Below are 23,436 nucleotides of genomic sequence, written 5' to 3'. Positions count from 1 at the left end.
TCTCTGCGGGGGCCTGGAACCGTCTCGAGCTCTCAGGGGAAGTCGGGGGAGATCATGTCCTGATCGGCGCGCGTGACGTGTGGGCAGGTCCGGGGGCGGCAGCGTCCTGGCGAGGGGGCCCGCCTCCGGCCCCCGGACCCTTTGCGAGGCATCAAACGGGTATCGCTGTCGGTATTTACTGCCACCTCCCTCACACGTCGGCGTTGTCGTCCTGAGATGGTCCGCTCGTCCGGAGTTCGAACCAGACGACCTTTCCGTGCTCCGTACGGGCCGTTCCCCAGCCACTGGACAGCAGAGCGACCAGATGGAGCCCGCGTCCGCCCTCCTCACCCTTGCCGACACGGCGGATGCGAGGGGCCGACACGGCGTCCTCGTCATGCACTTCGAACCGCACCGCGCCGTCCCGCATGCGGACGGTCAGATCGATCCGACCCTCCGCGTGGCGTACGGCGTTGGTGACGAGTTCGCTGACGAGGAGTTCTGCGATGTCACGATGATCGCCGAGCCTCCAGTGCTCCAGCTGCTCGCCGGCGAGCCGGCGAGCGAGCCGCACGGAGGAGGGCGATGGCGGAAGCGGCCAGGAGACGGCGACGTCCTGGCCGCTCCCCGACTCGGCGGGGGGAAGAGCGAGCTCGCCATGGGGGACGGTCGCGTCGAACGTCTGCCACGCGCACCGCGATGCCGGGCGGTCATTCGGCTGCTGCTCGCTCATGAGGGGATCGGTGAGTTCAATGAGCCGATTCATGACACCCACCTCTCGCCGGCGGACGGCGTCCCACGCCGCCTCGGGCAGAGGCCGACGAGGCGCGTCGCGTCGCTAACCGGACGGTCCGCGGGCGGACACTGGGGCTCGTGCTGACACATCGTCTCGTACCTTCGGTCGTCGCCATTCGAAATCGGCTATGACCACGAGCATGCTCGGTCGTCCCGGGATTGGGGACGGGGAAAACACCCGTATGGGTACGTATTCCACCTAGGTAGTCGAGACGTAGGTATCACCGGCGCGGCCCGCAGGACCTCTCACGACGGGGCGATGACCCGGCGGAGACCGTATCAGTAGGACTCGAGCAGGGCGATCGGCGCTCCCTGGGGATCCCGGATGATCGAGAAACGGCCCCGGCCGCCCGGCACCTCCACCGACGTTCCGGGAACCGCCGCGCCGAGGGCCACCGCGCGGTCCCGGCTCTCCTCGAGATCCCCGACCCGGACGAAGGGCAGCCACCCGTACGGGTCCTCCGGCGTGGCGGGCAGCACCTCCGCGACCCGCGTCCCGTCGGCGAGGTCGAAGACGGCCGCGCCGCCGTCGGGCGAGAGCGTCGCCGACCAACCGATCACCTGCTCGTAGAACCGGGCGGAGGACTCGACGTCCGGGGTGCGCAGCCGGGCCCAGACGAAGGCGCCCACCTCCCGGGACGGCGCCGATACGGTGAGCGGGCGCAGCACTGCGAAGATCGCCTTGTGCGGGTCGAGAATGGGCGCGAGACGGCCGACGCCGGGGACGTCCGCGGGCTCGCCGCTGGTCACGATGCCGCCGGCCGCCGCGGCGTCCCGGGCGACGGCGTCGACGTCCGCGACCGCGACGAAGGGGGTCCAGTGGCTCGGAATGCCGGGTTTGACGTCGCTCGCCCCGCCGAGCGGGACACCCGCCACGCGGAAGGTCACGCCGGTCGGCACCGCGTCGGCCGACCACCCGAGCAACTCCCCGTAGAACCGGGCCGCCGCGGCGGGGTCGGGAACCCGCAGCTCATGCCGCACGAAACGACCGTCGTTCACCATGTCCACTCCTCCATACGTCTACAATGCAGAGCATCTGCGTTGCTGCAGATATCAACCTAAGGAAGATTTTCGATGCGGTCAATGCCCGAGGACGCTCACGAGGTCTACCGGCGGTACCTCAGCGCGGTCGTGCTGCACGGACAGGCCAGTGCGGCGGCGGTGGGCCTCGGCGCCACCGACCTGTACGCGATCAACGTCCTCTCACTGTCCGGCCCCATGACCTCCGGCCTGCTCGCCGCGCACACCGGGCTCACGACCGGAGCGACGACCCGGCTCATCGACCGGCTCGAACGCGCCGGTCACGTACGACGGGTCCCCGACCCGGCCGACCGCCGGAAGGTGGTGATCGAACACGTCTCCCGGCCGATCGGAGTGGACCAGGCCGTGGACCCGGCGCGACGGAAGGTCGGCGAGATCCTCGCCGGGTACTCCCCCGACGAGCTCGCGACGCTCTTCGACTACTTCCGCCGGGCGGCGCGGGCGTACCAGGAGGCGACCGAGGAGCTTCGGACCGTCGAGGACAGCGGTTGACCGGAGGTAGGCTCGGCGGACATGAGCGGTGTCAGGAGATGGGGAGGCGTCCGACGGGCGTCTCTGTGCCGTCTGCTGCTCATGGGACTGGTCGTGGCCGGGCTGTTCGCCATGCACGGGCTGCAGTCGTCGGACGGCCCGATGGACTCCCACGGCCTGCCACTGATGTCCATGGCGAGCGGGCCGGACGACCCGATGGCCTCCCACCAGGCCGCGGGGCCCGTCCATGAGAAGGCCGGCGTCGGACCGCGCTCACCCGCCTCCCCGACGCCTCACCACCCCGGCGGGCGCACCTGCCTGGGCCTGCTGCTCGTCGCGTCTCTTCTGATCCTGCTGACCGTCCTCATCGGGCGGTCCGCCCTTCGACGCGCCCCGGGCCGCCGACGGGCCCGGCTGCGCCGCCGGCACGGCGGGCGCCCGCCGCCCACACCGTCGGTCTTCCAACTCTCCGTACTCAGGCTGTGACAGACGTCCTGGCTCGCACCGAGCCACGACGTCTCTTCACCACACCCTGAGTACGGAAGGTAGACATACCGATGAAGCGCGCTTTCTCCCTGATCGTCGTCCCGGTCGCCGCGTTCACCCTCGCCGCCTGCGGCGGTGGGAACGACGACTCCGGGAACTCCATGAGCGGCCACTCGATGCCGGCTCACTCGATGGGCGCGAGCTCCGCGCCGTCGGCGTCCGGGCACAACGCCCAGGACGTGATGTTCGCGCAGATGATGATCCCGCATCACCGGCAGGCGCTCACGATGGCGAAGCAGGCCGCCGCCAAGGCGTCCTCGCCCGAGGTCAAGAAGCTCGCCGGTCAGATCGAAGGAGCGCAGCAGCCGGAGATCGAGAAGATGACCGGCTGGCTGAAGGCCTGGGGCGAGTCCCCCTCGTCCGGTGACATGGGCATGGACCACGGCTCCGGCATGATGTCCGAGCAGGACATGAAGAAGCTCGGAACGCTGTCCGGTAAGCCGTTCGACAAGGCGTTCCTGCAGATGATGATCCAGCATCACCAGGGCGCGGTCACCATGGCCAAGACCGAGCAGGCGAGCGGATCGTCCGCCGACGCCAAGGCCCTCGCCTCCTCGATCGTCACCTCCCAGTCCGCGGAGATCGAGACGATGAAGAAGCTCCTCGGCTCGATGTGACACACGGGGCGTCCGTCCGCTCCGGTGAGCCGGGGCGGGCGGATGGCCCCTCATGATCGGGCGCGGTTCCGGATCAGGGCGTTCCGGTCGAGGGTCGCGATCGCCGTATTGACGATGACGACGACGGCGAACCCCAGGGCCAGTCCGGAGTGGCCCAGGCCGTACAGCGCGACGGCGGCCACGCCGAACACCAGCGCCTTGACGAGCAGCACGCCGGGGAGCGGCAACCTCACCCGGGCCTTCGGCGCGGCGAACATCCCCCACACGACGGCGGCCACGGCCGGTGCCCCGACTCCCAGCACCGCCTTCAGCAGGACTCCGTCGCCCGTCCGCACACCCCACCAGGCGAGGACGGCGAGCGCCACGAGCTCCAGCAGGAACGCCAGCGCCTCGTTGGCGAGATGCAGTGGTCGAGGGAACACGCGCCTGACAGTAGGACACCCGATCAGGTCCGACCTAAAGGTAGGCCGAAAATGGCCAAAAGCCGCATCCGGTCGACTTCGGCCCGGCCGGGCTCAGCGGGCGGGACGTGTCAGGCCGGCACGGGCGCGGCTCAGCGGGCGGGTCGCGTCAGGCCGGCACGGCGCGCGGCCGTGCTGATCGCGGTGACGTCGGCGTCCGGCCAGCCGATCTGCGCGGCGAAGCCGCGTACGATCCCGGCGGTCACCGCCCGGCGCTCGGCGTACGTCAGGAGGCGGGCGCAGGCGGCCTGAAGCGGCGCGTTCGTACGGGGGATCCGCTCGCGCAGCCGGCTCTCCATCTCCCACGCGGTGTCCGAGCGGACGGCGAACCGGCCCAACGTGGTGGCGATTCCGTCGTCCTCGAGGTCGGGCGGGTACGGCGCCCGGCGCCACGTCGCCTCCTCGTACCAATAGACGAAGCCGAGTTCGCCGGCCTCGAGATGGTCCTCCAGCCGCTCGTACGGCAGCCAGTCGGGGGCGCCGGCGAGCACGTCGACCGGTGGTTCATGCCACTTGGTCCCGCCCGCGTGGTCCTCGCCGAACAGCACGGCCCGCCCGTCGCCCCGCCACGTCATCGCCGCCCAGGTGCTGCCGACGGTGTCCAGGTGCAGTCCGTCGTCGTCCAGGCGGTAGCCGGGCCGGCCCGCTCCCGGGGTGGACAGGACCGCCGCCAGTGCCGCCCAGCGCGCCCAGATGACCTCGGCGGACGGCAGGTCCTCCGGACGTCCCGGACGGCGTACGGTCATCCCGGCTCCCGTTCACGAATCGACGGCGTTCCCTGTGGACCGAGTTGGACGCCGCGCCGCGTTGATCAGTTCCCCCCTCGCCGGGCGCGCAACGACTCGTGGATCTTGACGTACGTGTGCACCGTGACCGTACGGCCACGACGGCCCTCCATCGGGCCGGGAACCCCGAACGGCCCGCGGCGAAGCAAGAGGGCCGCCGATCGGATCGACGGCCCTGTCGCACCGGCGATGGCTCACCTGATGTTGCTGCCGGTCACGTTGCCGCTCCCCGTGACATTGCTGCCGGACACGCCGCCGACGCCGCCCGGGCTGCCGGTCACGTTGCCGACGCCGCCGACGCTCGTGACGTTGCTGTTGCGGTTGCTGATGTTCGAGCTGGTCCGCTCACCCGGGATGAACGACCGGACGTGATGCCGGTGATGCGGGTAGAACCGGTGGTGCCGATAGTGCCGATAGTGGCGGCGGTGATGTGGGTAGAACCGGTGATGCCGATAGTGGCGATAGTGGCGGTAGTGCCGATAATGGCGACGATGGTGGTCGTACGCGACTATGTGGCCGACACCGCCTTGGGCCATCGCCACGATCTGGCTGTGGGCGGACGCCACCGTGGCGCTCTGCGACGCCGTCGCCGGCGACGCCAGCATGAGCGCACTCGCCGTGGCGGCGGTCGCGAGGCCGGTCGCGACCCAAGTTCTCCTCAACACGTTGAGCCCTCCTCTTTACCAAAACACATAACGTTCTGAGGTGGCTACCCTCTTGGGGCCGCCGTCGCGGGAGGCATACATATACGCCATTATTGATGGATAAGCGGGAGATAACGCAATAAACCAGTAACGTAACTTTGAATCGCCCTTTTCACAGCCGGCACCTGTAGCCGACTCGACGCCGAGGGCACAGGCACGGCCTGTGCCCTCGAATCGTCGTCTCATCTCCAGCGGCCGGTCACTCAATCTCGCTGCCGGAGACGTTGCCGCTGTTCTCGATGGTGCTGCCGGAGACGCCGCCGGACGCGCCGGGGCTACCGGTCACGTTGCCGACGCCGCCGACGCTCGTGGTCTCCTGGCCGCCGCGAGAACGCTCGGTCCCGATCTCGCCTTGCGAGACGTTGCCGCTGCCCCGGACGGTGCTCTCCCGGACGCCGCCCTGGGCGCCCGCGCTGCCGGTGACGTTGCCGACGCCGCCGACGCTCGTGGTGGTCCGTCCAGGCTCACGGAGAGGTTGGCGAGGCTCTTCCATCCTGAAGCGCGGCTGTTCCTCCATTCCGATGCGCGAGCCGCTGACGTTCCCGCTGCCCGTGACCGTGCTGCCGGTCACACCACCCCGGGCACGTTCGCTGCCGGTGATGTTGCCGACACCGCCGACGCTCGTGACGTTCTGGTTACGGTTGCTAATGTTCGTTCCGGGCCGCTCACCCGGGATGAACTGACGCTCCGGTGCCCTGACGAAGCCTGGGCGCTCTACCACCGTGGTGCGCTCCGGCACCCTGATGACGCGTGTGCGCTCTACCACCCTGGTGCGCGGCCGCTCCCTGATTACGCGGGTGCGGACGACGGTACGCCCGCGACGACGCCCTTGGCCGTCGCTGGCGGGGATGGCGGAGACGAGATTCCCCGCGGCGCCGGCCACGGCGCCGGCCGGGATCGCGGTACGGCTCTGGGCGTGTACAGGCGAGGCCATGAGGAGGCCGCTCGCCACTGCGGCGGCCGCCAGGCCGCACACGGACGCTTTCCTCACCACAGTTGAGCCTCCTTTGTATTGGAATGGCATAGAGCCCTAAAACACGACAGCCCTTGATTCATTAGCTAGGGGTCGCCAATGGCCATCATCCCTCGCGAATCGGCATATAACACTACGCGCAGGTAATATGTCCCCAAACTAGGGCCCTATAGGCTCGTTCTATCAGTGGCTGTCGAAGGTGGCCTGACCGGCGCAAAACGCCGCCATGACCGAGGCTCGCCGAGCGCACCCATAGATTCCGTCAACAGGCAAAGTCTCGATTCAGGAGAAAGGAGATGTTGACTCTTCCTCGAGCCGGCGCCCGAGCGCCCGAACCCGCTCGGCGATCTCCGGAGCGGCGTCGAGGGTGAACTCGGCGCCGAGGGCCGCGATCGCGGCGACGTACTGCACGACCAGGTCGGCGGACTCCGCGCTCAGCCGGATCGCGCACCCGCCGGCGCCCCGGTCCTCGACCTCCCCGGGGATCGACGCGAACACCCCGGCCCGTACGGCGTCGGCGGGCAGCCGGACGGTCATCCGCGCGGTATGGCGGTACGACGCGGCGGCGAAGACGCGGGCGAGGTAGGCGGCCGGGTCCGGCGCGGGCAGGTCGCGCGGCGCGAATCGGCGATGGGCGGGCGTGGGGCGCTCCATCCGGTCCACCCGGAAGGTCCGCCAGTCCGCCCGCTCCGGGTCGTACGCGATCAGATACCACCGGCCCTGGAGGGTGACCAGGTGGTGCGGCTCGACGCGGCGGGCGCCGACCTGGTCGGCCCGGTTCCGGTAGTCGAAGGAGAGCATCTCGTGGTCGCGGCGGCACCCCGCGATCACCGCCAGGACGGCGGGGTCGGCGCGCGGCGCGTCCGGGCGGGGAACGGCGACGGTGGCGTCGCTCAGCGCGGCCAGACGGGGCCGCAGCCGGGCAGGCAGGACCTGCTCCAGCTTGGCCAGCGCCCGCGTGGAGCTCTCCTCGAGGCCGGCCACGCTGCCGCCCGCGGCCGTCGCCAGGCCGAGCGCGACCGCGATCGCCTCGTCGTCGTCCAGCAGCAGGGGCGGGAGGTTGCGTCCCGAGATCAGCCGGTAGCCGCCGGCCGTGCCGGTCGTGCTCTCCACCGGGTAGTCGAGCGCGCGCAGCCGCCCGATGTCGCGGCGCAGCGTGCGGTCGGTGACGCCCAGCCGCTCCGCGAGCTCGGCGCCGGACCACTCCCGTCGGCCCTGCAGGAGGGACAGCAGGCGCAGCAGCCGGCCGGGCAGGTCCTTGCGGGTCTCGCTCATGGGCCCAGATTCCCATCCCTTCCGGACAAGATGTGTCCGGAAGGGCCTCTAACGTGGCCGACATGAGGGAGACAGCGAGCGATCGGGACATCGACCGCCTCACCGGCCATGTGTACCTGCCGGAGGCCGACGGCTACGACGGCGAGCGCCTCGGGTTCCAGCGGCTGCGCCCGCACCGGCCCGCGGTGATCGTGGGAGCGGCCGGTCCGGAGGACGTGCGGGCCGCCGTCGCGTTCGCCGCCGCGCGCGGCGTACGCGTGACGGCGCAGGCCAGTGGGCACGGGCTCGGCCGCACGCTGGAGGACGGCGTACTGATCACCACGCGCCGGATGTCCGGGGTCCGGGTGGATCCCGAGGCGCGTACGGCCTGGGTCGAGGCCGGCGCGACCTGGCGTCAGGTCGTCGAGGCCGCCGCCCCGTACGGGCTCGCGCCGCTGTCCGGGAGCTTCCCCGGCGTCGGGGCCGTGTCCTACACCCTGGGCGGGGGCGTGGGCCTGATGGCCCGCCGCCACGGCTTCGCCGCCGACCACGTGCGCCGGTTCGAGGTCGTCACCGCCGACGGGCGGCTCCGGGAGGTCACCGCGGAGTCCGAACCCGACCTGTTCTGGGCGCTGCGCGGCGGTGGCGGCGGCTTCGGCGTGGTCACGGGCATGGAGGTCGAGCTGCTGCCGGTGAGCACGATCTTCGGCGGCGGCCTGTACTTCGGCGTCGCGGAGGTGCCGGACGTCCTGGAGGCCTGGCGGCGGTGGACGGAGACGGCGCCGGAGGAGCTGACCTCGGGCGTGACCGTCCTGTCCTACCCGGACCTGCCGATGCTGCCGGAGGCGCTGCGCGGCCGGCATGTCGCGCATGTCCAGGTCGCCTACCTGGGCTCCGAGGCGGAGGGGCGGGAGCTGGCGGCACCGCTGCGCGCCCTCGGCCCGCGCCTGAAGGACACGCTGCGGGTCCTGCCGTACACCGAGTCCGGCACGGTCTTCGACGAGCCCGACCGGCCCCACGCCTACCGGTCACAGAACCGTCTGCTGCGCGCGCTCGACCCGGCCGCGCTCGCGACGCTGCCGCGGACGGCGGGCCCAGCGGCCCCGGTGATGTGCGTGGTCGGACTCCGGCACCTCGGCGGCGCGCTCGCACGGCCGCCCCGGGTCGTGAACGCCGTCGGCCACCGGGAGGCCGCCTACCTGCTCAACATCCTGTCCCCGGCGGAGCCGGGCGAGGAGGACAAGGTGCGCGCCCTGCACGACGACATCCTCGCGCCGTTCGCCGCCGAGGCCCTCGGCCGGTCCCTCAACTTCAGCTATGGCCCGCTCGGCGAGGACGAGGTACGGACGGGGTTCGCGTCGGAGACCTACCGGCGGCTCACCGAGCTCAAGGCGGCGTACGACCCGGAGGGCGTGATCCAGGCCAACCACGCGGTCGGGCAGCACTAAGGGCCCGGCAAGTCCCGGCGGGCCGCCGGCGCGCGGCGGTGGACCCTGCGGGCGCGGCGAGTCCTGGCCGAGCCGCCGCACGGGGCTGATAGCGCCCAGGGCCCGACGGATCCCGGCCAGGCCGCCGCACGGGGCGGAGGGCACCCAGGGCCCGGTAAGTCCCGGACGGGCCGTCGGCGCGCGGCGGTGGGTCGCGATCAGCCCAGCTGGATGGAGCGTTTGGCCATGCCGAGCCAGAAGCCGTCGATGACGCTGCGCTGGGTGCCGAGCTCGGCCTCGCCCGCGCCGAGGGCGACGAACAGCGGCGCGAAGTGCTCCGTACGCGGGTGGGCGAGGCGGCCGGCCGGGGCCCGGTGCTCGAAGTCCAGCAGCGCGTCGAGGTCGCCGGCGGCGAGCGTCTCACGTCCCCAGGCGTCGAACTCCTTCGACCAGCCCGGGGCGTTCTCCGGGTTCGGGTCCATGGCGAGGGCGCGCAGGTTGTGGGTGAAGAAACCGCTGCCGACGATCAGCACGCCCTCGTCGCGCAGCGGCGCGAGGCGGCGGCCGAGGGCGAGGAGCCGCTCCGGGTCCAGGGTCGGCATGGAGATCTGCAGGACCGGGATGTCGGCGTCGGGGTACATCTCGACCAGCGGGACGTACGCGCCGTGGTCCAAGCCGCGCTCCGGGTCCTCGTGGACCGGGCCGCCCACCAGCTTGCGGACCTTGTCCGCCAGCTCGGGCGCGCCCGGCGCGGGGTAGGTGACCTGGTAGTAGTGCTCGGGGAAGCCCCAGAAGTCGTACGTCAGCGGGACCGTGCGGGTGGCGCCGACGGCGAGCGGGGCCGACTCCCAGTGCGCCGACACGACGAGGATGGCCTTCGGGCGGGGCAGACCGGCCGACCAGGCGGCGAGCTGGCCGGGCCAGATCGCGTCGTCCGCCAGGGGCGGCGCCCCGTGGCTGAGATAGATCACCGGCATCCGTCCGGACATGGCGACCCTCCAAGTGATTGAACGCTCAACTTACCCCCTAAGAGTACGCGATTTATTTGAACTCTCAACTTTTCTGTCCAAGTGATGGTGAAGAACCCGACAGGGACGGAGCCGCTCCCTCACCTGGTGGACCGACTTCGCTACCGTCGCGAGCATGCGAGTCTTGGTGATCGGTGCCGGCATCGTCGGCGCGGCCGTCGCCGCCGGGCTGACCCGCCGTGGCGCGCGGGTGACCGTGCTGGAGGAGCGTTTTCCCGGCGCGGGCACCACCGGCACGTCGTTCGCCTGGGTCAACGCGAACGACAAGGATCCGGAGGCCTACTTCGCGCTGAACCACACCGCCGTCCACGCCTACCACGCGCTCGGCGGCGACGGTTTCGTCCCCACCGGGCACCTCGAGTGGGCGAACGGCGAGACGCGCCGCCTCGAACTCTCCGCCCGCGTGGAGCGGCTCCGAGACCGCGGATACGCCGTCGAGCGGATCACCGCCCACCGGGCCACCGAGTTCGAACCCGACCTCGCCGCCCAGCCCGACGGCACGGACTACGTCTTCTTCCCCGAAGAAGGGCACGTGATCCCCGCGGCGCTCCTCGCCCGGCTCCTCGGCGAGACCCGGGACCACGGCGGCCGCGTCGAGACCGGCGCGGCCGTACGCGAGATCAAGTCAGGGCGCGGCGGGGTCACCGTGACGCTCGCCGACGGCGGCGTCCGCGCCGCCGACGTCCTGGTGACCTGCGCCGGCCGGTGGACGGGCGGGCTCGTCGACGTCCCCGTGCTCGACCCCCGCGTGTCGGGCACGGTCACCAACGGCTTCCTCGTCACGACCACCCCGGTCCCCGCCCGGCTGGCGCGCGTCCTGACCGGCGACCGCCTGAACGTACGCCCCGACGGCGGCGGCCGGCTCGTGCTCCAGGCCGTCGACCTCGACGACGCCGCCGACCCCGAGACGCCGCCGCCGGACGACGTCGGCGCCGAGATGCTCGCCCGGCTGCCCGAGGCCCTGACCGCCGCCGACGGCGCGCGGGTCGAGCGGACCCGCGTCGGGCAGCGCGCCATGCCCGCCGACCGCCTCACCGTCGCGGGATTCACCGACCCGGAGGCACGCGTCTACACCGTCGTGACGCACAGCGGGATCACGCTCGCACCTCTCCTCGGCGACCTGGTGGCCGGTGAGGTGTACGGCAAGGAGTCGGCCCTGCTCCGGCCCTTCCGCCCGGCTCGATTCACCGAGCCGGGGGCCGGGCCCGCCGAACCCGCCCCCGTGGCGGTTCAGTGGCCTACGCAGTCAGAACGACGGTAAGCCCGGTCCAGGGGATTCGGGTACACAGTTCCAGGATCCTGTAAACGTCGGACCGTACGGAATGGTCCGCGGCTCGGCGGGGATGTCCGTCCTATGCGTTCGGCCGGGATGTGGGTCCTTTGAGTGATGCTCTGCTCGAGATCGCCGCGGAGCTCCGCTTCTTCCTGCCTTCGGCGTCCCGGGGCGGGGCGGTCGCCGTTGTCTTGGACGGGACCTCCTCGCTCGGGCACCTGGCGCAGTCCCTCGGCGTCCCGCTTCCGGAGGTGGGCGAGTTCACCGTGGACGGCCGCGCGGTGCCGCCGTCGTACCGTCCGCGGGACGGCGACCTCGTCCGGGTGTCCGCGGTGCACCGGCCACAGCCCCTGCCGGTCACCCCGCCCCGCTTCACGCTCGACGTCCACCTCGGCACGCTGGCCCGACGGCTGCGGCTCGTCGGCGTCGACACCGACTATCACAACGACATCGACGACGACGCCCTGATCGACCTGGCGAACCGGGAGAAGCGGATCCTCCTGACGCAGGATCGCGGGCTGCTCCGCCGCCGGAAGCTGTGGTTCGGCGCGTACGTTCGCGGGTCGGACCCGGACGAGCAGTTCGGCGACGTCCTCGACCGGTTCGCGCCGCCGCTCGCGCCCTGGAGCCGGTGCACCGCCTGCAACGGCCTGCTGGCCCCGGTCGGCAAGGAGACGATCGAGCACCTCTTGGAGCCGGGCACCCGGCGCAGCTACGACGACTACGCCCGGTGCGGAGCCTGCGGCCATCTCTACTGGAAGGGCGCCCACCACGACCGGCTGGCGGCGATCGTGGAGGCGGCCCGCCGCGCTTAGCCGAAGCAGCGGCGAGGGCGGCCGCAGGTCTAACCGATGTCGCGGCGGCGGAAGCCCGCGAGACCGGCCGCGGCGATCGCGAGCGCCAGGGCGGTCAGGACCGCCAGGGGCGTGACGGTCAGGTCGCCGCCGGGCAGCTTGGGCACGTGCGTGAACGGCGACAGGTCCATCACCGCCTGGCTCAGCTTGAGCACCGGCCCCATCTGGCCGAGCAGCAGGAACACGGCGAGCACTCCCCAGGCCGCCGCCACGTACCGGGGTACGACGCCGAACAGCAGGAGCGCGATCGCCGCCGTCACCCAGGCCGCGGGGACCTGCACCAGCGCGGCTTCGAACATCCGGGGCACCTGGGTGCCGACGTCATGGACCCGCAGCCCGTGGGCCAGCCCGGCCGCCGCGCCCGCGAGGCCCAGCAGCACCGCCGGACCGGCCGCCGCGAACAGCAGATGGCCGGCCGACCACCGCACCCTCCGGACGCGTGTCGCCAGGAGCGGTTCGAGGCGTTGCGTCGTCTCCTCGGTGCGCAGCCGGAGCACCACCTGGACGGCGTAGGCCGCGGCGATCACCCCGAGGACGCCCATGACCGTGCCGATGTAGGAGTCCTCGAGCCCCCGTTGCCCGCCCATCTTCGCGAGGAGGTCCTTCGTGCCGGAGCTGTCCTTGACCAGGTCGCCGATGCCCTTGAGGATCGCGCCGATCGCGACGCCGTACACCACGAAACCGGACAGCCACGACAGGAACGCGCCGCGCTGCAGCCGCCACGCCAGGGCGAGTGGGCTGCGCAGCGACGACGCGGCCTCCGCGGGGCCGGGGCGTACGGGCAGCAGGCCCGCGCCGAGGTCCCTGCGCCCGACCAGCGCGTACGCCACGAACACGACCGCGATCGCGACCACCAGCCCGAGGCCGATGAGCCACCAGCGTTCCGCGCCGTACGCCCGGACTCGCTGGGACCAGCCGATCGGCGAGACCCAGACCAGCCAGGGGACGCGTGCCGCGTCCCCGGCCGCGCGCAGAAGGTACGCGACGCCGACGACGGCGAGCGCGATGCCGCGCGCCGCCTGCGCCGTCTCGGCGAGCTGGGCCGTGACGCCCGCGACTCCGGTGAAGAACAGGCCCGGGATCGCCCAGGCGAGGCCGACCGCGAGCGAGCCCGTCGCCGGCAGACCGCAGGCGATCAGCACGATCGTCGTCACGAGCGCCAGCGCGAGAGTGGCGACGACCCCGACCAGCAGACCCGCGGTCAGCGGCGCCCGGCGGCCGACGACGCCCGCGCCGACCAGTTCGAGGCGGCCCGCCTCCTCGTCGCCCCGCGTGTGCCTGATCACCAGCAGGACGGTCATCACGCCGACCATCACGCCGCCGAGGGCGGCCAGCCGCCAGGCGGTGATGCCGCCGACCGAGCCGGGCACGAGGATCCGGCCGTACATCGCGACCGTCGCGCCGTTGCCGTTGATGCCGGTGGTGAAGTTGCGCAGCGACTGCGGCGTGTCGTACAGGCTTTTGAAGCCGTAGCCGGTGCTCGCCGCGTACGCCGCGAGGGCGTAGACCCAGGCCGCGAGCATGATGCGGCTGCGTCGCAGTCCGAGCTTGAGCAGCTGTCCGGTGCCGGCGAGGGCGTTCATCGTGCCATTCCCGCAGGGGCCTGGTCCTCGTAGTGGCGGAGGAACAGCTCCTCCAGCGTCGGCGGAGTGCTCGTGAGGCTGCGGACGCCCGCCCGGGTCAGGTGCTTCAGCACCTCGTCGAGCTTGTCGGTGTCGACCTCGAGCTTGACGCGGGTGCCCTGGACGTCGGGGTCGTGCACCCCGGGCAGGGCGGTCAGCCCGTCCGGCGGGCTCGCCAGCTCGGCGGTGATCGAGGTACGGGTCAGGTGCCGCAGCTCGGCGAGCGTGCCGCTCTCGACGGTGCGGCCCTTGCGGATGATGCTCACCCGGTCGCAGAGGGCCTCGACCTCGGACAGGATGTGGCTGGACAGCAGCACGGTGCGGCCCCGCTCGCGCTCCTCCTCGACGCACCGCTGGAAGACCTCCTCCATGAGCGGGTCGAGGCCGGAGGTCGGCTCATCGAGGATCAGCAGCTCGACGTCGGACGCGAACGCCGCGACCAGGGCAACCTTCTGCCGGTTGCCCTTGGAGTACGCCCGGCCCTTCTTCTTCGGGTCCAGCTCGAACCGCTCGAGCAGCTCTGCCTTGCGCTCCGGGTCGTGGCCGCCGCGCAGCCGGCCGAGCAGGTCGATGACCTCGCCTCCGGTGAGGTTGGGCCACAGGACGACGTCGCCCGGGACGTACGCGAGCCGCCGGTGCAGGGTGGTGACGTCGCGCCACGGGTCACCGTCCAGCAGCCGCGCCGTCCCCGCGTCGGCCCGCAGGAGGCCGAGCAGGACGCGGATGGTCGTGGACTTCCCGGCACCGTTCGGGCCCAGGAACCCGTGGACCTCACCGGATCGGACGGTCAGGTCCAGACCGTCGAGCGCACGCGTCCGGCCGAAGTTCTTCACCAGGCCGGCCACCGAGATGGCGTCTGTCATTTTTCTGAAGCTACACTACTTTCACTAATTCGTGAAGGCAGTGAACTTCGATAAGCTGGTTCCGGAAAGGGAGTGTGATCGCGTGGCCGAGCGGGACCCGGAAGCCGTCCAGCGGTTCGTCGAGCGGTTCGCCTCGGACATGGTCGAGGCGGGCATCGCACGCATGCCCTCCCGCGTCTTCGCCGCGCTGGTCGGCTCCGACACCGGCCGCCTCACCGCCGCCGAGCTGTCGGAGATGCTCCAGGCGAGCCCCGCGGCGATCTCCGGCGCGGTGCGGTACCTCACCCAGGTGCACATGGTCCGGCGGGAGCGCGAGCCGGGCTCCCGCCGCGACCAGTACGTCGTCGACAACGACGTCTGGTACGAGACACTGCTCGACCGCGACCGGATCATCGGGCGCTGGCAGAAGAGCCTTGAACAGGGTGTCGAGGCGGTCGGCCCCGACACCCCGGCCGGCGAGCGCCTGGCCTTGACGCTCGCGTTCTTCGACTACGTCAGCGAGGAGATGGAGGGCTTCCGCGTCCGGTGGCAGGTGCGTAAGGCCGAGCTGCTCGCCGCCCGCCGGAGCTGAACCCCGAGCTGTCCGCCGTTCACGTCGCGCGCCGCGTCGTTCTCAACCGCCGAGCGCGGTGGTCGGATCGGAGCGCAGAAGTCGCGCGCTGTGACTCACGACATTGAGTACGACGCACCCGGTTCCCCGCCACGCGACGGCCGCGGTGACGGCGGCGGCGAGGTCGGCCGTCGACGTTCGGACGCGCTCGATGTCCTCGTCCGCCGGTGCCCCTGCCACGGCACCGACTCGCAGCACGACGACCGACGCACCGGCCATGTCCACCATCATCCGGGCCAGGGTCTCGCCGCACGCCTTGGTCAGGCCGTACGGGCCGGCCGGGTTCGGCGGCAGGTCGGGGGGCAACGGTTCGAGGGCGGCCGGGTACCCCGCCACCGCCTGAACGGACGACATTTCGATCACGCGCCGGGCAGCCGGCCGCACGAGCCGCGGCGAAGACGTTGTACGCGCAGGTGACGTTGGCTTCGTAAAGGTCGGGCACGGCCGCGGCCTGCCGTCCGTTTCCGGCGAGATTCAGGACCGCGTCCACGTCCGCGAACACCGGTCCGAGCGTCCCGGGCTCGAGCAGGTCCGCGGGACGGACCTCGCCATGAGCGCCGAGCCCGGCCAGCTCATCGGAGCCTCGATCCGTCAGCCGCAGCCGATGACGTGCGGCGAGAACCGGCACCAGCGCGAGCCCGACCCGGCCTGCCGCCCCGGTGATCAGTAGCCGATCGGACATCGGTCAGATCACCGGACGACGTGTGTACCCCGCGGCGGACAGGTCCCGCATCGCCGCGACCACCGGGTCGGGCGGAGTCTCGACCTCGCCGAGCATGCCGCGCTCTCCGTAGGTCACGATCCGCGCCGTCTCGCCGACGAGGTAGTCGATCACCTTGTCGCGGTCACCGAGGAAGTCGCAGTACGACGCGAAGTCGCGATGACTCGACGAGGTGGACCAGCCCACGTCCGGCCACGCATGCCGGGCCGTCAACAGCGCCCGGCGCTGATGGTAGGGCCGGGTGATGATCACGGCGGACTCGACCGGAACGCCGTGTCGCGCCAGCAGGGCACGGGTGGCGGTGAAGTTCTCCGCCGTGTTGGTGGCCCGATCCTCGACGAGGATCCTCGTGGGAGGCACGCCGCGTTCGACCGCGCGGCGCGCGAAGTGCACGGCTTCGCCGTCCGGAAAGATCGGCCGGGTGGCCGGGGACGTCGCGCCGGAGAACACGAGGCGCGTGAACCCGTCATGGTGGAAGAGGCTCGCGGCCTGCTCGGCCACTCCGATGTCATGGCAGCCGAGACCGAGGCCGATGTCGACACGCGCCTGCGGGAACGTCAGCAGGGTGTAACCCCAGAGGGTGTCGATGGCCTTCGTCAGCGGCGACGACGCTTGCACGCGTTGCTCCTTCTCGATCGCTATCGCGGGATCGCGGTGCCCGGACCCAGTTCACGGGACCGGGTGACCGGCGACAGCACCAGGATCGCCGTGGCCAGGAAGCTCACGGTCGCGACGACGACAAACGCCGTCCGCGGCGGGAAGGCCGCGAACAACGCGCCTCCGGCCAGCGCCCCGAGGGGCAACGCCCCCTGGGAGACCAGTTTCACGACCGCGTTGACTCGGCCGAGGAGATCCTTCGGCGTCACCGTCAACCGCAGTGCCACCGACTGGACATTGAAGATCGGGGCGGCGAAGCCGGTCAGTGCCGAGCCGGCGACGATGACGGCCAGCGAGCCCGGACCGGTGGGCGAGCCCGCCGTGGACACCGCGAGCAGCGCGATCCCGAGAGCCGACAGCAGCGACGACGCCGTCACGCTGATCCCCGCGCCGAGCCGCCGGCTCAGGGCCGGTGCCAGTACGGCCGCGAGGAGGAAGCCCGCGCCGTACGCGCCGAAGGCGAGCCCCACCTGGAACGAGGAACGATGCTGGTCCACCTCCACGTACGCGATGAGCCCGGTGAGGAAGGCCTGGTTGCACAGGTTGTTGACGCCCAGGTACGCGGTCATCGGACGCAGCAACGGGTGCCGGCCGACGAACGCGAGGCCGCGCGTCAGCGAGCCGACGGCCGAGCCGGTCCGTGGTCGTTCCGTCGACGGCGGCTGCATCCGCCGCAGGGTGAACAGGGCGGCAGCGCTGTAGACATAGCTGACCGCGTCCACCAGGAGCGCGGGCCCGGCCCGTAGCGCCGCCACGAGCACACCGCCCAGGCCGGGCCCGAAGGTGGCCGCCGCGCCTCTGGCCAGCTCGATCGAGCTGTTCGCCGGGATCATCTGACGCCTGGCCACGATCGACGGCAGGAGGGTGAACTGCGCGACGTCGTAGCAGACGGTCAGCGACCCGACCGCGAAGACGGCGACGTACAACTCCCCGAGGGTCAGCGACGATCCCAGCGTCAGCACGACGATCAGGCCGAGCAGGAGTGCTCGCACCACGTCGGCGAAGATCATGATGCGGAGCGGCCGGAGCCGGTCGGCGAGTTGGCCGGCGAGCAGCCCGAGCACGACGTACGGAACGGTCTCGGCGGCGCGCAGCAGGCCGAGCTGCCGGGCGCCGGCGTGGAGTTCCTGCGCGGCGAGGATCGGCAGCGCGACGAGCGTCACTCCGCTGCCCAGATTGGACAACGACGTCGCGCTCCAGTAGGTCCCGAACGCACGCGACCAGAGGGTGTCGCCCCTCGTTCGCCGCTCGGCCGATTTCACGATGGTCACGATTCCCGACCTCATCCGTCGTCCGTACGCTCGTGGCCGCTGCCGGTCAGTCGGTCAGGTCGGGCTCTTCGTGCAGGATCCAGCCCAGCAGCGGCTGGAATCCGAGCCGGCGGCGGCGGTGCCGCTGACCGTCCGTGCCTCGCGTGCCACGTCGGCGTCCACGAGGCAGGGCGGCGTGGCCGCCGATTCCGCCAGCAGCTGCACCTGAGCGACGCGTTCCATCGCGACGAACCACCATGCGGCTTCGGCCACCGATCCGCCGACGGTCAGCAGTCCGTGGTTCTTCAGAATGGCCGCCTTGGCACCGGCCTCGCTCAGCAGGGAGGCGATCTTGGCGCCCTCGTCGTCCGCGAGCACCGGGCCGAAGTAGTCGTCGAGCAGGACATGGTCCTCGAAGAAGACGCAGGCGTTCTGGTTGATCGGGTCGAGCAGCCGCCCGAGGGAGGACCACGCGACGCCGTACGGGGAGTGCGCGTGCGCGACGGAGTTCACCGTCGGCATCGCGCGGTGGATGTGGGAGTGGATGACGAAGGCCGAGTGGTTGATCGCCTCGTCGCCCAGGACGACCCGGCCCGTGTGATCGACCAGGTGGAGGTCAGAGGCGCGCATGCGCATGAACGAGCGGCCCAGCGGGTTGACCCAGAAGAGGTCGGGATGCTCGGCGTGACGCGCCGTGATGTGTCCTGCGACGCCGAGGTCGAACCCCAGCCGGCCGAAGATCCGGAAAGCGGCGGCGAGAGCGATCTTCTGCTCTCTGACCACGGCCGACTCCGAAGGAGTCAGCACCGCCTCGGTGGCCGCGGTCGCCGAGGCCATTCCCTCATGCCGATCCATGATCGAAACTCCGTTCGTCGTCACGTCATGCGGCCCAGCCGGCGGTCATGCCGACCGCCCGCAGCTTCGTCTCGAGGTGGCTGTAGCCGCGCCACAGGTGACGCTGCGGATCGAGCAGGACGGTCCGTCCCGGAACCGTGGCGGCCGCCACCAGAAGAGCCGCCCCGCAGCGGATGTCCCGAACGTTCGCCGATCCCGACCTGGCGAGCTGTTCACCGGGGATGACCTGCCGGGAGCCGGCGACGTCGATGTGGACGTTCAGCTTGCGCAGCTCGGCGACGTGCGTCGTCCGCTGCGAATAGACGGACTCGGTGATCGTCGAGCGTCCCGCCGCGAACCCCATGAGGGCGGCCAGCTGCGGCTGGGCGTCGGTCGGGAATCCCGGGTGCGGGGACGTCTCGAGATCCACCGCGCGCAGCGTCGAGCCTCTGACGACGACACAGCCGTCATCGTCCCGGCGCTCCATCCGGATACCGATCTCGCCGATCGCACGACGAAACCCGAGCGGTAGATCGTGGGATCCGATGCCGTCCAGCCGCAGTGCGGTGTTCCTGGCCGCGGCCAGGAAGATGTAGGTCGCCGCCTCTATCCGGTCTGCGGGCACCTTCCTGGACACCTTGCCCGCCAGGCGCCCGGCCACGCCCGTCACCCGGCAGATCCCCGGATCGACGTCCTCCACGCTCACCCCGGACAGCCGGAGCGCCTCCTTCACCTGCTCGACCTCGGGCTCCCGGCTTAACGAGCGGATCATGGACCTGCCGTGCGCCACCGCGGCGACGGCGAGCGCGGTCACGGACGCGCCCATGCTCGGCCCGAATGGACCCGCGATGTCGACGTCGAAGGACCGGGGCCGGCCGATGAATTCGATCCAGATGCCGTGCGGGCGGACCTCGACTCGGGCGCCTGCCGCCCGCAGGACGGACAGATGCAGGTCGATCGGGCGGCGGGTGAAGGCGTCGCCGCCGGGGAACGGCATCCAGCACGCGCCATGGACCGCGGCGATGGCCGCGCCGTAACAGATCGACACCCGGAGCCTGCGCACGTGCGCGGCGTCGAGGGTCGCGGAGGTGACCTGGCCTGCCACGGTGAAGGTGTCGTCGGTGAGATCGGCGGACAGGCCCACGGATCGGAATATCGCGCGGACCGTTCGGACGTCCGAGATGTCGGGAGCGTTGGACATCGACATCTCGTACCCCTTGCCGCCCAGGAGGCTCACCACGGCCATGTGGTTGAAGCAGTTCTTGCTGCCCTGGACCTCCACGGTCCGTGTGCCCGCTGTCGACGGGGTGTTGTCGATCGTCATCCGGGACGCCTTGTCGGGGGTGCTCCTCATGGCAGGCTGGACTCCAGACAGTGATCGAGGTCCTCGCCGAATCGGCGCGTCAGCGTGTCGGCGTCCTGCGTCCCCAACTCCTCGGCGAAACTCGCCATCCGGCCGAGGAACGGCGGCATCAAGGCCGCCGCGAGCTCCCGCTCGCGGTAGGCGCCGGACAATGATTCCCGCGCGAACGTCGCGACTATTTCCACCCACCGTCGATTGTCGATGCCCAGGCGTGGATCGGCGCCGACGGCATCGGCCAGGTACGGCGGCAACACGTCGGCGTAGAGTCGTTCGAATCGGTCGCGCTCGGCCACCCATCGAAGTCTCAGCGCGTCGACGTCGACGATCGCGCGTCGCTTCGGCGGTGTCACACCGACCGTCTGGGCGGGCGATTCGACCGGCCGCTGGACAACCGAACTCATCCGGCCCCGGAAACGGTGGCGTCGATAGGCCCGAAGTGCGCTTTCGACGACTTCGACCGCGATATCGTCGATGGTGCTCCAGCGCCGCGCCCGGTGCACTTTGGCCCCGAGGTCGACGACCGCGAACGGCAGCCGCTCGGACGCGGCTTCGCACGCCAGCAGAATGTCGATTCCGTAGCCCAGGTCCGAGTCCTCGAGGTCCAGCTCGTCGATCCGGCGGGTCATCCGGCCCGACAACGCGACCTCGCCACCGGTCGGCTGGGCGATGTCCGCGCCGAACAACCCGTAGACGACCGGCCTGCTGATCAGGTGCCGCAGTGGGCCGCCCTGGCTGGCCCGATAGGACGCCGAACCGTAGTCGACCCGGCCGGCCAGGACCGCGCCGGCCAGTTCGGGGATCCACCAGGGCTCGAGTGTCCGCAGATCGGCGTCGATGAACAGTACGGCCTCGGCGTTCAGTTCCGCGGCCCTGCGGATGACGCGTCGGATGTTGGCGCCCTTGCCCTGACGCGACGTGGTCGTCGTCAGCGCCTCTTTGCCGGACCATGTCGGAACCTGATGGAACCGCGCGACGGTATCGTCCTTCGATCGGCTGTCGCAGTTGATGATCAAGGCAGGCCGGTTCAGCCGGCGTAACCCTTCATCGACGCAGCGGACCGTACGCGCAATGGTCGACTCCTCGTTCAGTGTGGGAACGCCGACGATGACCTCTGCCATTCGGGGAACTCATTTCCATTGACGGCGCGCGAAGGTGATCGCCCTACGGCGATCACGCACATTCTTCGATTCGTCAATGCGGCCCCGTCACCCGGTCGGCCGCGCGATACCGGTGCTGAATTCCGGCGATCGGTTGAGCTCCTTCAGTCTTAACTCCGATCACTGCCACCCGCAACCCGAGATGCCTGAAAAGTCGACTCTTGGTGGCGTTCAGAACGGGAGAAATCGCTGGTCAGATGCCCCGGTATTTCGGCGAAGACACGTCGGTAAGATCAATCTGACCCCGGCGCGCGGCTCATCTGACCGCACCGCGATCTGCTCGGTCATCGACCCGGGCGCGGCAGGGTCAGCCGGCGTTGACGGCCGGCAGGGTAGAGCCGGCGTTGACGGCCGGCAGGGTAGAGCCGGCGTTGACGGCCGGCAGGGTAGAGCCGGCGTTGACGGCTGGCAGGGTCAGCCGGCGTTGGCGGCCTGCTTCTGCCGTACGGCCTTCTCCAGGGCGCGGGCGACCGGCCAGACCGGGTCGGAGAGTTCCTCGAGCCTGCGCGCGTTCTCGCGGCGCCCGCGGCGGGACAGCACGGTCGGCAGTTCGCCGCGGGCGGCCAGCACGAGCGCGGCCGCGGTGCGGCGGTCGGTGTCCGAGGACGGGCGCAGGGCGGCCTTGACCTCCGACGCGAACCGCTTCACCTCGCGGCGCTCGCGCAACCGGACCCGGTCGGGGAGGATCCTGCGCCGCTCCACCTTGATCAATCGGTCCTTCTCGAGCTGGTCGCGCACCTCGCGGACGATGCGGCGCTCGTCGGCGTTCACCCAGCGCCGCCAGGATCGCGGTCTGCCGTCGGCGACCTGGCGCAGCACGGCGTCGAGGATCGGGTCGCCGGTCGAGCCGGCGACGGCGACCTTGGCCTTCCCGTCGTCGTCGGCGAGCCGCTCGTCGAGGTAGAGGTCGGCCAGCGCGGCGGCGCGCAGGACCAGGCCGAGCTGGGTGCGGGCGGTGAGCCGCTCCTTCTCGACGTCGTAGGCCAGCAGGTAGAGCCGGGCGGGGAGCGATCGCGGCAGGTTCATTCGGAGTCCTCCTTCGGAGGTCGGCCGGGTCTTCGTATGCGGCCGGCGTCGCGCGGCATCCGCCCCGCGTCGGCCAGCGCCCGGCGCAGCAGGAACTCGATCTGGGCGTTGGTGCTGCGCAGTTCGTCGGCGGCCCAGCGGGCCAGGGCCTCGTGCACGGCGGGGTCGAGTCGCAGAAGGAGCTTCTTGCGCTCGCCGCCCTTGCGCTCGGGGGCCTGGCCCTCGTCGCCGTCCGTCACTGGTACAGGGATCCGGTGTTGACGACGGGCTGGGCGTCGCGGTCGCCGCAGAGGACGACGAGCAGGTTGCTGACCATCGCGGCCTTGCGCTCCTCGTCCAGCTCGACGACGTCGTGCTCGGCCAGCTGGTTGAGGGCGGCCTCGACCATGCCGACGGCGCCGTCGACGATGCGCTGCCGGGCGGCGACGACGGCGCCGGCCTGCTGGCGGCGCAGCATCGCCTGGGCGATCTCAGGCGCGTACGACAGGCGGGTGATGCGCGACTCGATGACCTTGACACCCGCCGACGCGACCCGGGCCGCGATCTCCTCGGACAGCCTGCCGGTGATCTCGTCGGCGTTCTCGCGGAGGGAGAGCCGCTCGTCGCCGGACGCGTCGTACGGGTAGATCCCGGCGATGTGACGGACGGCCGTCTCGGTCTGGATCGCGACGAACTCGACGAAGTCGTCGACCTCGAACACGGCCTTGGCGGTGTCCTCGACGTGCCAGACGACGACCGCGGAGATCTCGATCGGGTTGCCCTCGGCGTCGTTGACCTTGGTGCGGTCGGTCTCGTGGTTGCGGATCCGGGTGGAGATCTTGCGCCGGGTGGTCAGGGGGTTGACCCAGCGCAGGCCGTCCGTGCGGATCGTCCCGGCGTACCGGCCGAGGAGCTGGACGACGCGCGCCTCACCGGGCGCGACGGCGGTCAGCCCGACGAGCACGACGACGGCGGCCAGGATGAGGACGATCGCGACGACGACCAGCGCCGGCTCGCGGGTGAAGAACAGGGCGACGCCGACCGCGATCGCCACGAGGGACGCCGCCAGCATCGGCCATCCGTTGACGCCGTCGGCGACCCGCTCGCCGACCTTGGGCCTCGGCATCTCGACCTCGGTCACGACTC

The 23,436-nt window shown here is 71.1% G+C and carries 25 protein-coding genes and 1 pseudogene; 7 read left to right on the top strand and 19 right to left on the bottom strand.

Going from position 1 to position 23,436, the window contains the following annotated elements; genetic code table 11:
• Positions 1 to 190: 190 nt before the first annotated feature.
• Both ACYVF7_RS02410 and ACYVF7_RS02405 read right to left on the bottom strand, forming a co-directional pair.
• A complete protein-coding gene (locus ACYVF7_RS02410; protein WP_460334144.1) occupies positions 191 to 745 on the bottom strand; it encodes an ATP-binding protein in 555 nt (184 codons plus the stop codon).
• 308 nt (positions 746 to 1,053) lie between these two features.
• Entirely contained in the window at positions 1,054 to 1,776 is a 723-nt protein-coding gene (locus tag ACYVF7_RS02405; RefSeq protein WP_460334141.1) for a VOC family protein, read from the bottom strand.
• An 81-nt stretch (positions 1,777 to 1,857) separates the two neighbouring features.
• Here ACYVF7_RS02405 and ACYVF7_RS02400 point away from each other — a divergent pair, with 81 nt between their 5' ends.
• The 3 genes from ACYVF7_RS02400 to ACYVF7_RS02390 all read left to right on the top strand — a co-directional run bounded on the left by ACYVF7_RS02400 (position 1,858) and on the right by ACYVF7_RS02390 (position 3,449).
• The gene (locus ACYVF7_RS02400) at positions 1,858 to 2,307 is read left to right on the top strand and encodes a MarR family winged helix-turn-helix transcriptional regulator (RefSeq protein ID WP_460334138.1); all 450 of its coding nucleotides are present in this window, start codon (positions 1,858 to 1,860) and stop codon (positions 2,305 to 2,307) included.
• An 81-nt stretch (positions 2,308 to 2,388) separates the two neighbouring features.
• A complete protein-coding gene (locus ACYVF7_RS02395; RefSeq protein ID WP_460334135.1) occupies positions 2,389 to 2,772 on the top strand; it encodes a DUF6153 family protein in 384 nt (127 codons plus the stop codon).
• Between the two features lie 71 nt (positions 2,773 to 2,843).
• Positions 2,844 to 3,449, top strand: a complete 606-nt coding sequence (locus tag ACYVF7_RS02390) for a DUF305 domain-containing protein (protein WP_460334132.1) — start codon at positions 2,844 to 2,846, stop codon at positions 3,447 to 3,449.
• A 50-nt stretch (positions 3,450 to 3,499) separates the two neighbouring features.
• Here the strand turns inward: ACYVF7_RS02390 and ACYVF7_RS02385 are convergent, their stop codons facing one another.
• The 5 genes from ACYVF7_RS02385 to ACYVF7_RS02365 form a co-directional block, all read right to left on the bottom strand.
• Complete coding sequence (locus ACYVF7_RS02385; RefSeq protein ID WP_460334129.1) at positions 3,500 to 3,871, bottom strand: YrdB family protein; 372 nt, start codon at positions 3,869 to 3,871, stop codon at positions 3,500 to 3,502.
• Positions 3,872 to 4,002: 131 nt separating this feature from the next.
• Positions 4,003 to 4,656: a hypothetical protein gene (locus tag ACYVF7_RS02380; RefSeq protein ID WP_460334126.1), complete on the bottom strand. Its 654-nt coding sequence runs from the start codon at positions 4,654 to 4,656 to the stop codon at positions 4,003 to 4,005.
• A gap of 233 nt (positions 4,657 to 4,889) precedes the next feature.
• Positions 4,890 to 5,360 (bottom strand): hypothetical protein, encoded by a 471-nt coding sequence (locus ACYVF7_RS02375; RefSeq protein WP_460334123.1) that lies wholly within the window; start codon positions 5,358 to 5,360, stop codon positions 4,890 to 4,892.
• 238 nt (positions 5,361 to 5,598) lie between these two features.
• Entirely contained in the window at positions 5,599 to 6,390 is a 792-nt protein-coding gene (locus ACYVF7_RS02370) for a hypothetical protein (RefSeq protein WP_460334120.1), read from the bottom strand.
• 264 nt (positions 6,391 to 6,654) lie between these two features.
• Entirely contained in the window at positions 6,655 to 7,647 is a 993-nt protein-coding gene (locus ACYVF7_RS02365; protein ID WP_460334117.1) for a helix-turn-helix transcriptional regulator, read from the bottom strand.
• Between the two features lie 62 nt (positions 7,648 to 7,709).
• On the opposite strand from ACYVF7_RS02365, the gene ACYVF7_RS02360 reads away from it, so the two are divergent.
• Complete coding sequence (locus ACYVF7_RS02360; RefSeq protein WP_460334114.1) at positions 7,710 to 9,074, top strand: FAD-binding oxidoreductase; 1,365 nt, start codon at positions 7,710 to 7,712, stop codon at positions 9,072 to 9,074.
• Between the two features lie 197 nt (positions 9,075 to 9,271).
• On the opposite strand, the gene ACYVF7_RS02355 is transcribed toward ACYVF7_RS02360, so the two are convergent.
• A complete protein-coding gene (locus ACYVF7_RS02355) occupies positions 9,272 to 10,042 on the bottom strand; it encodes a dioxygenase family protein (protein WP_460334111.1) in 771 nt (256 codons plus the stop codon).
• 154 nt (positions 10,043 to 10,196) lie between these two features.
• Here ACYVF7_RS02355 and ACYVF7_RS02350 point away from each other — a divergent pair, with 154 nt between their 5' ends.
• Both ACYVF7_RS02350 and ACYVF7_RS02345 read left to right on the top strand, forming a co-directional pair.
• Entirely contained in the window at positions 10,197 to 11,342 is a 1,146-nt protein-coding gene (locus ACYVF7_RS02350; protein WP_460334108.1) for an NAD(P)/FAD-dependent oxidoreductase, read from the top strand.
• Between the two features lie 119 nt (positions 11,343 to 11,461).
• Positions 11,462 to 12,169 (top strand): Mut7-C RNAse domain-containing protein, encoded by a 708-nt coding sequence (locus ACYVF7_RS02345; RefSeq protein WP_460334105.1) that lies wholly within the window; start codon positions 11,462 to 11,464, stop codon positions 12,167 to 12,169.
• 29 nt (positions 12,170 to 12,198) lie between these two features.
• On the opposite strand, the gene ACYVF7_RS02340 is transcribed toward ACYVF7_RS02345, so the two are convergent.
• Positions 12,199 to 13,791, bottom strand: a complete 1,593-nt coding sequence (locus ACYVF7_RS02340) for an ABC transporter permease (RefSeq protein WP_460334102.1) — start codon at positions 13,789 to 13,791, stop codon at positions 12,199 to 12,201.
• Complete coding sequence (locus ACYVF7_RS02335) at positions 13,788 to 14,693, bottom strand: ABC transporter ATP-binding protein (RefSeq protein WP_460334100.1); 906 nt, start codon at positions 14,691 to 14,693, stop codon at positions 13,788 to 13,790. Before ACYVF7_RS02335 ends, ACYVF7_RS02340 begins: the two co-directional genes overlap by 4 nt.
• 82 nt (positions 14,694 to 14,775) lie before the next feature.
• Here ACYVF7_RS02335 and ACYVF7_RS02330 point away from each other — a divergent pair, with 82 nt between their 5' ends.
• Positions 14,776 to 15,264: a GbsR/MarR family transcriptional regulator gene (locus ACYVF7_RS02330; RefSeq protein ID WP_460334097.1), complete on the top strand. Its 489-nt coding sequence runs from the start codon at positions 14,776 to 14,778 to the stop codon at positions 15,262 to 15,264.
• 42 nt (positions 15,265 to 15,306) lie between these two features.
• Here the strand turns inward: ACYVF7_RS02330 and ACYVF7_RS02325 are convergent.
• The 9 genes and pseudogenes from ACYVF7_RS02325 to ACYVF7_RS02285 form a co-directional block, all read right to left on the bottom strand.
• A pseudogene (locus ACYVF7_RS02325) lies at positions 15,307 to 15,985 on the bottom strand (NAD-dependent epimerase/dehydratase family protein).
• A 3-nt stretch (positions 15,986 to 15,988) separates the two neighbouring features.
• Positions 15,989 to 16,642 carry a YdcF family protein gene (locus ACYVF7_RS02320; protein ID WP_460334094.1) on the bottom strand — a complete coding sequence of 218 codons (654 nt, stop codon included), beginning with the start codon at positions 16,640 to 16,642 and terminating at the stop codon, positions 15,989 to 15,991.
• 20 nt (positions 16,643 to 16,662) lie between these two features.
• A complete protein-coding gene (locus ACYVF7_RS02315) occupies positions 16,663 to 17,952 on the bottom strand; it encodes an MFS transporter (RefSeq protein ID WP_460334091.1) in 1,290 nt (429 codons plus the stop codon).
• Between the two features lie 54 nt (positions 17,953 to 18,006).
• A complete protein-coding gene (locus ACYVF7_RS02310; protein WP_460334088.1) occupies positions 18,007 to 18,786 on the bottom strand; it encodes a class II aldolase/adducin family protein in 780 nt (259 codons plus the stop codon).
• A gap of 25 nt (positions 18,787 to 18,811) precedes the next feature.
• A complete protein-coding gene (locus ACYVF7_RS02305; RefSeq protein WP_460334085.1) occupies positions 18,812 to 20,119 on the bottom strand; it encodes a hypothetical protein in 1,308 nt (435 codons plus the stop codon).
• Positions 20,116 to 21,246, bottom strand: a complete 1,131-nt coding sequence (locus ACYVF7_RS02300) for a glycosyltransferase family 2 protein (RefSeq protein ID WP_460334082.1) — start codon at positions 21,244 to 21,246, stop codon at positions 20,116 to 20,118. The genes ACYVF7_RS02305 and ACYVF7_RS02300 overlap by 4 nt, the downstream gene beginning before the upstream one ends.
• 453 nt (positions 21,247 to 21,699) lie before the next feature.
• Positions 21,700 to 22,311 (bottom strand): GOLPH3/VPS74 family protein, encoded by a 612-nt coding sequence (locus ACYVF7_RS02295; RefSeq protein WP_460334079.1) that lies wholly within the window; start codon positions 22,309 to 22,311, stop codon positions 21,700 to 21,702.
• On the bottom strand, positions 22,308 to 22,550 hold the full coding sequence (locus ACYVF7_RS02290) for a type II toxin-antitoxin system antitoxin (protein ID WP_460334076.1): 243 nt from the start codon (positions 22,548 to 22,550) through the stop codon (positions 22,308 to 22,310). The genes ACYVF7_RS02295 and ACYVF7_RS02290 overlap by 4 nt, the downstream gene beginning before the upstream one ends.
• Entirely contained in the window at positions 22,547 to 23,416 is an 870-nt protein-coding gene (locus ACYVF7_RS02285) for an SPFH domain-containing protein (protein WP_460357753.1), read from the bottom strand. The genes ACYVF7_RS02290 and ACYVF7_RS02285 overlap by 4 nt, the downstream gene beginning before the upstream one ends.
• Between the last annotated feature and the right edge of the window lie 20 nt (positions 23,417 to 23,436).

Source organism: Actinoallomurus acanthiterrae, assembly GCF_054775715.1.
The sequence above is the reverse complement of the archived record's forward strand: the minus strand, read 5'-3'. Positions and strand labels throughout refer to the sequence as shown.

Excerpts from the sequence above, each read along its gene's own strand:
- ACYVF7_RS02300 (WP_460334082.1), bottom strand. The coding sequence starts at position 21,246 with ATGGCAGAGGTCATCGTCGGCGTTCCCACACTGAACGAGGAGTCGACC.
- ACYVF7_RS02400 (WP_460334138.1), top strand. The coding sequence starts at position 1,858 with ATGCCCGAGGACGCTCACGAGGTCTACCGGCGGTACCTCAGCGCGGTC.
- ACYVF7_RS02305 (WP_460334085.1), bottom strand. The coding sequence starts at position 20,119 with ATGAGGAGCACCCCCGACAAGGCGTCCCGGATGACGATCGACAACACC.
- ACYVF7_RS02310 (WP_460334088.1), bottom strand. The coding sequence starts at position 18,786 with ATGGATCGGCATGAGGGAATGGCCTCGGCGACCGCGGCCACCGAGGCG.
- ACYVF7_RS02340 (WP_460334102.1), bottom strand. The coding sequence starts at position 13,791 with ATGAACGCCCTCGCCGGCACCGGACAGCTGCTCAAGCTCGGACTGCGA.
- ACYVF7_RS02350 (WP_460334108.1), top strand. The coding sequence starts at position 10,197 with ATGCGAGTCTTGGTGATCGGTGCCGGCATCGTCGGCGCGGCCGTCGCC.
- ACYVF7_RS02365 (WP_460334117.1), bottom strand. The coding sequence starts at position 7,647 with ATGAGCGAGACCCGCAAGGACCTGCCCGGCCGGCTGCTGCGCCTGCTG.
- ACYVF7_RS02395 (WP_460334135.1), top strand. The coding sequence starts at position 2,389 with ATGGGACTGGTCGTGGCCGGGCTGTTCGCCATGCACGGGCTGCAGTCG.
- ACYVF7_RS02405 (WP_460334141.1), bottom strand. The coding sequence starts at position 1,776 with ATGGTGAACGACGGTCGTTTCGTGCGGCATGAGCTGCGGGTTCCCGAC.
- ACYVF7_RS02355 (WP_460334111.1), bottom strand. The coding sequence starts at position 10,042 with ATGTCCGGACGGATGCCGGTGATCTATCTCAGCCACGGGGCGCCGCCC.
- ACYVF7_RS02390 (WP_460334132.1), top strand. The coding sequence starts at position 2,844 with ATGAAGCGCGCTTTCTCCCTGATCGTCGTCCCGGTCGCCGCGTTCACC.
- ACYVF7_RS02295 (WP_460334079.1), bottom strand. The coding sequence starts at position 22,311 with ATGAACCTGCCGCGATCGCTCCCCGCCCGGCTCTACCTGCTGGCCTAC.
- ACYVF7_RS02360 (WP_460334114.1), top strand. The coding sequence starts at position 7,710 with ATGAGGGAGACAGCGAGCGATCGGGACATCGACCGCCTCACCGGCCAT.
- ACYVF7_RS02410 (WP_460334144.1), bottom strand. The coding sequence starts at position 745 with ATGAATCGGCTCATTGAACTCACCGATCCCCTCATGAGCGAGCAGCAG.
- ACYVF7_RS02335 (WP_460334100.1), bottom strand. The coding sequence starts at position 14,693 with ATGACAGACGCCATCTCGGTGGCCGGCCTGGTGAAGAACTTCGGCCGG.
- ACYVF7_RS02285 (WP_460357753.1), bottom strand. The coding sequence starts at position 23,416 with ATGCCGAGGCCCAAGGTCGGCGAGCGGGTCGCCGACGGCGTCAACGGA.
- ACYVF7_RS02380 (WP_460334126.1), bottom strand. The coding sequence starts at position 4,656 with ATGACCGTACGCCGTCCGGGACGTCCGGAGGACCTGCCGTCCGCCGAG.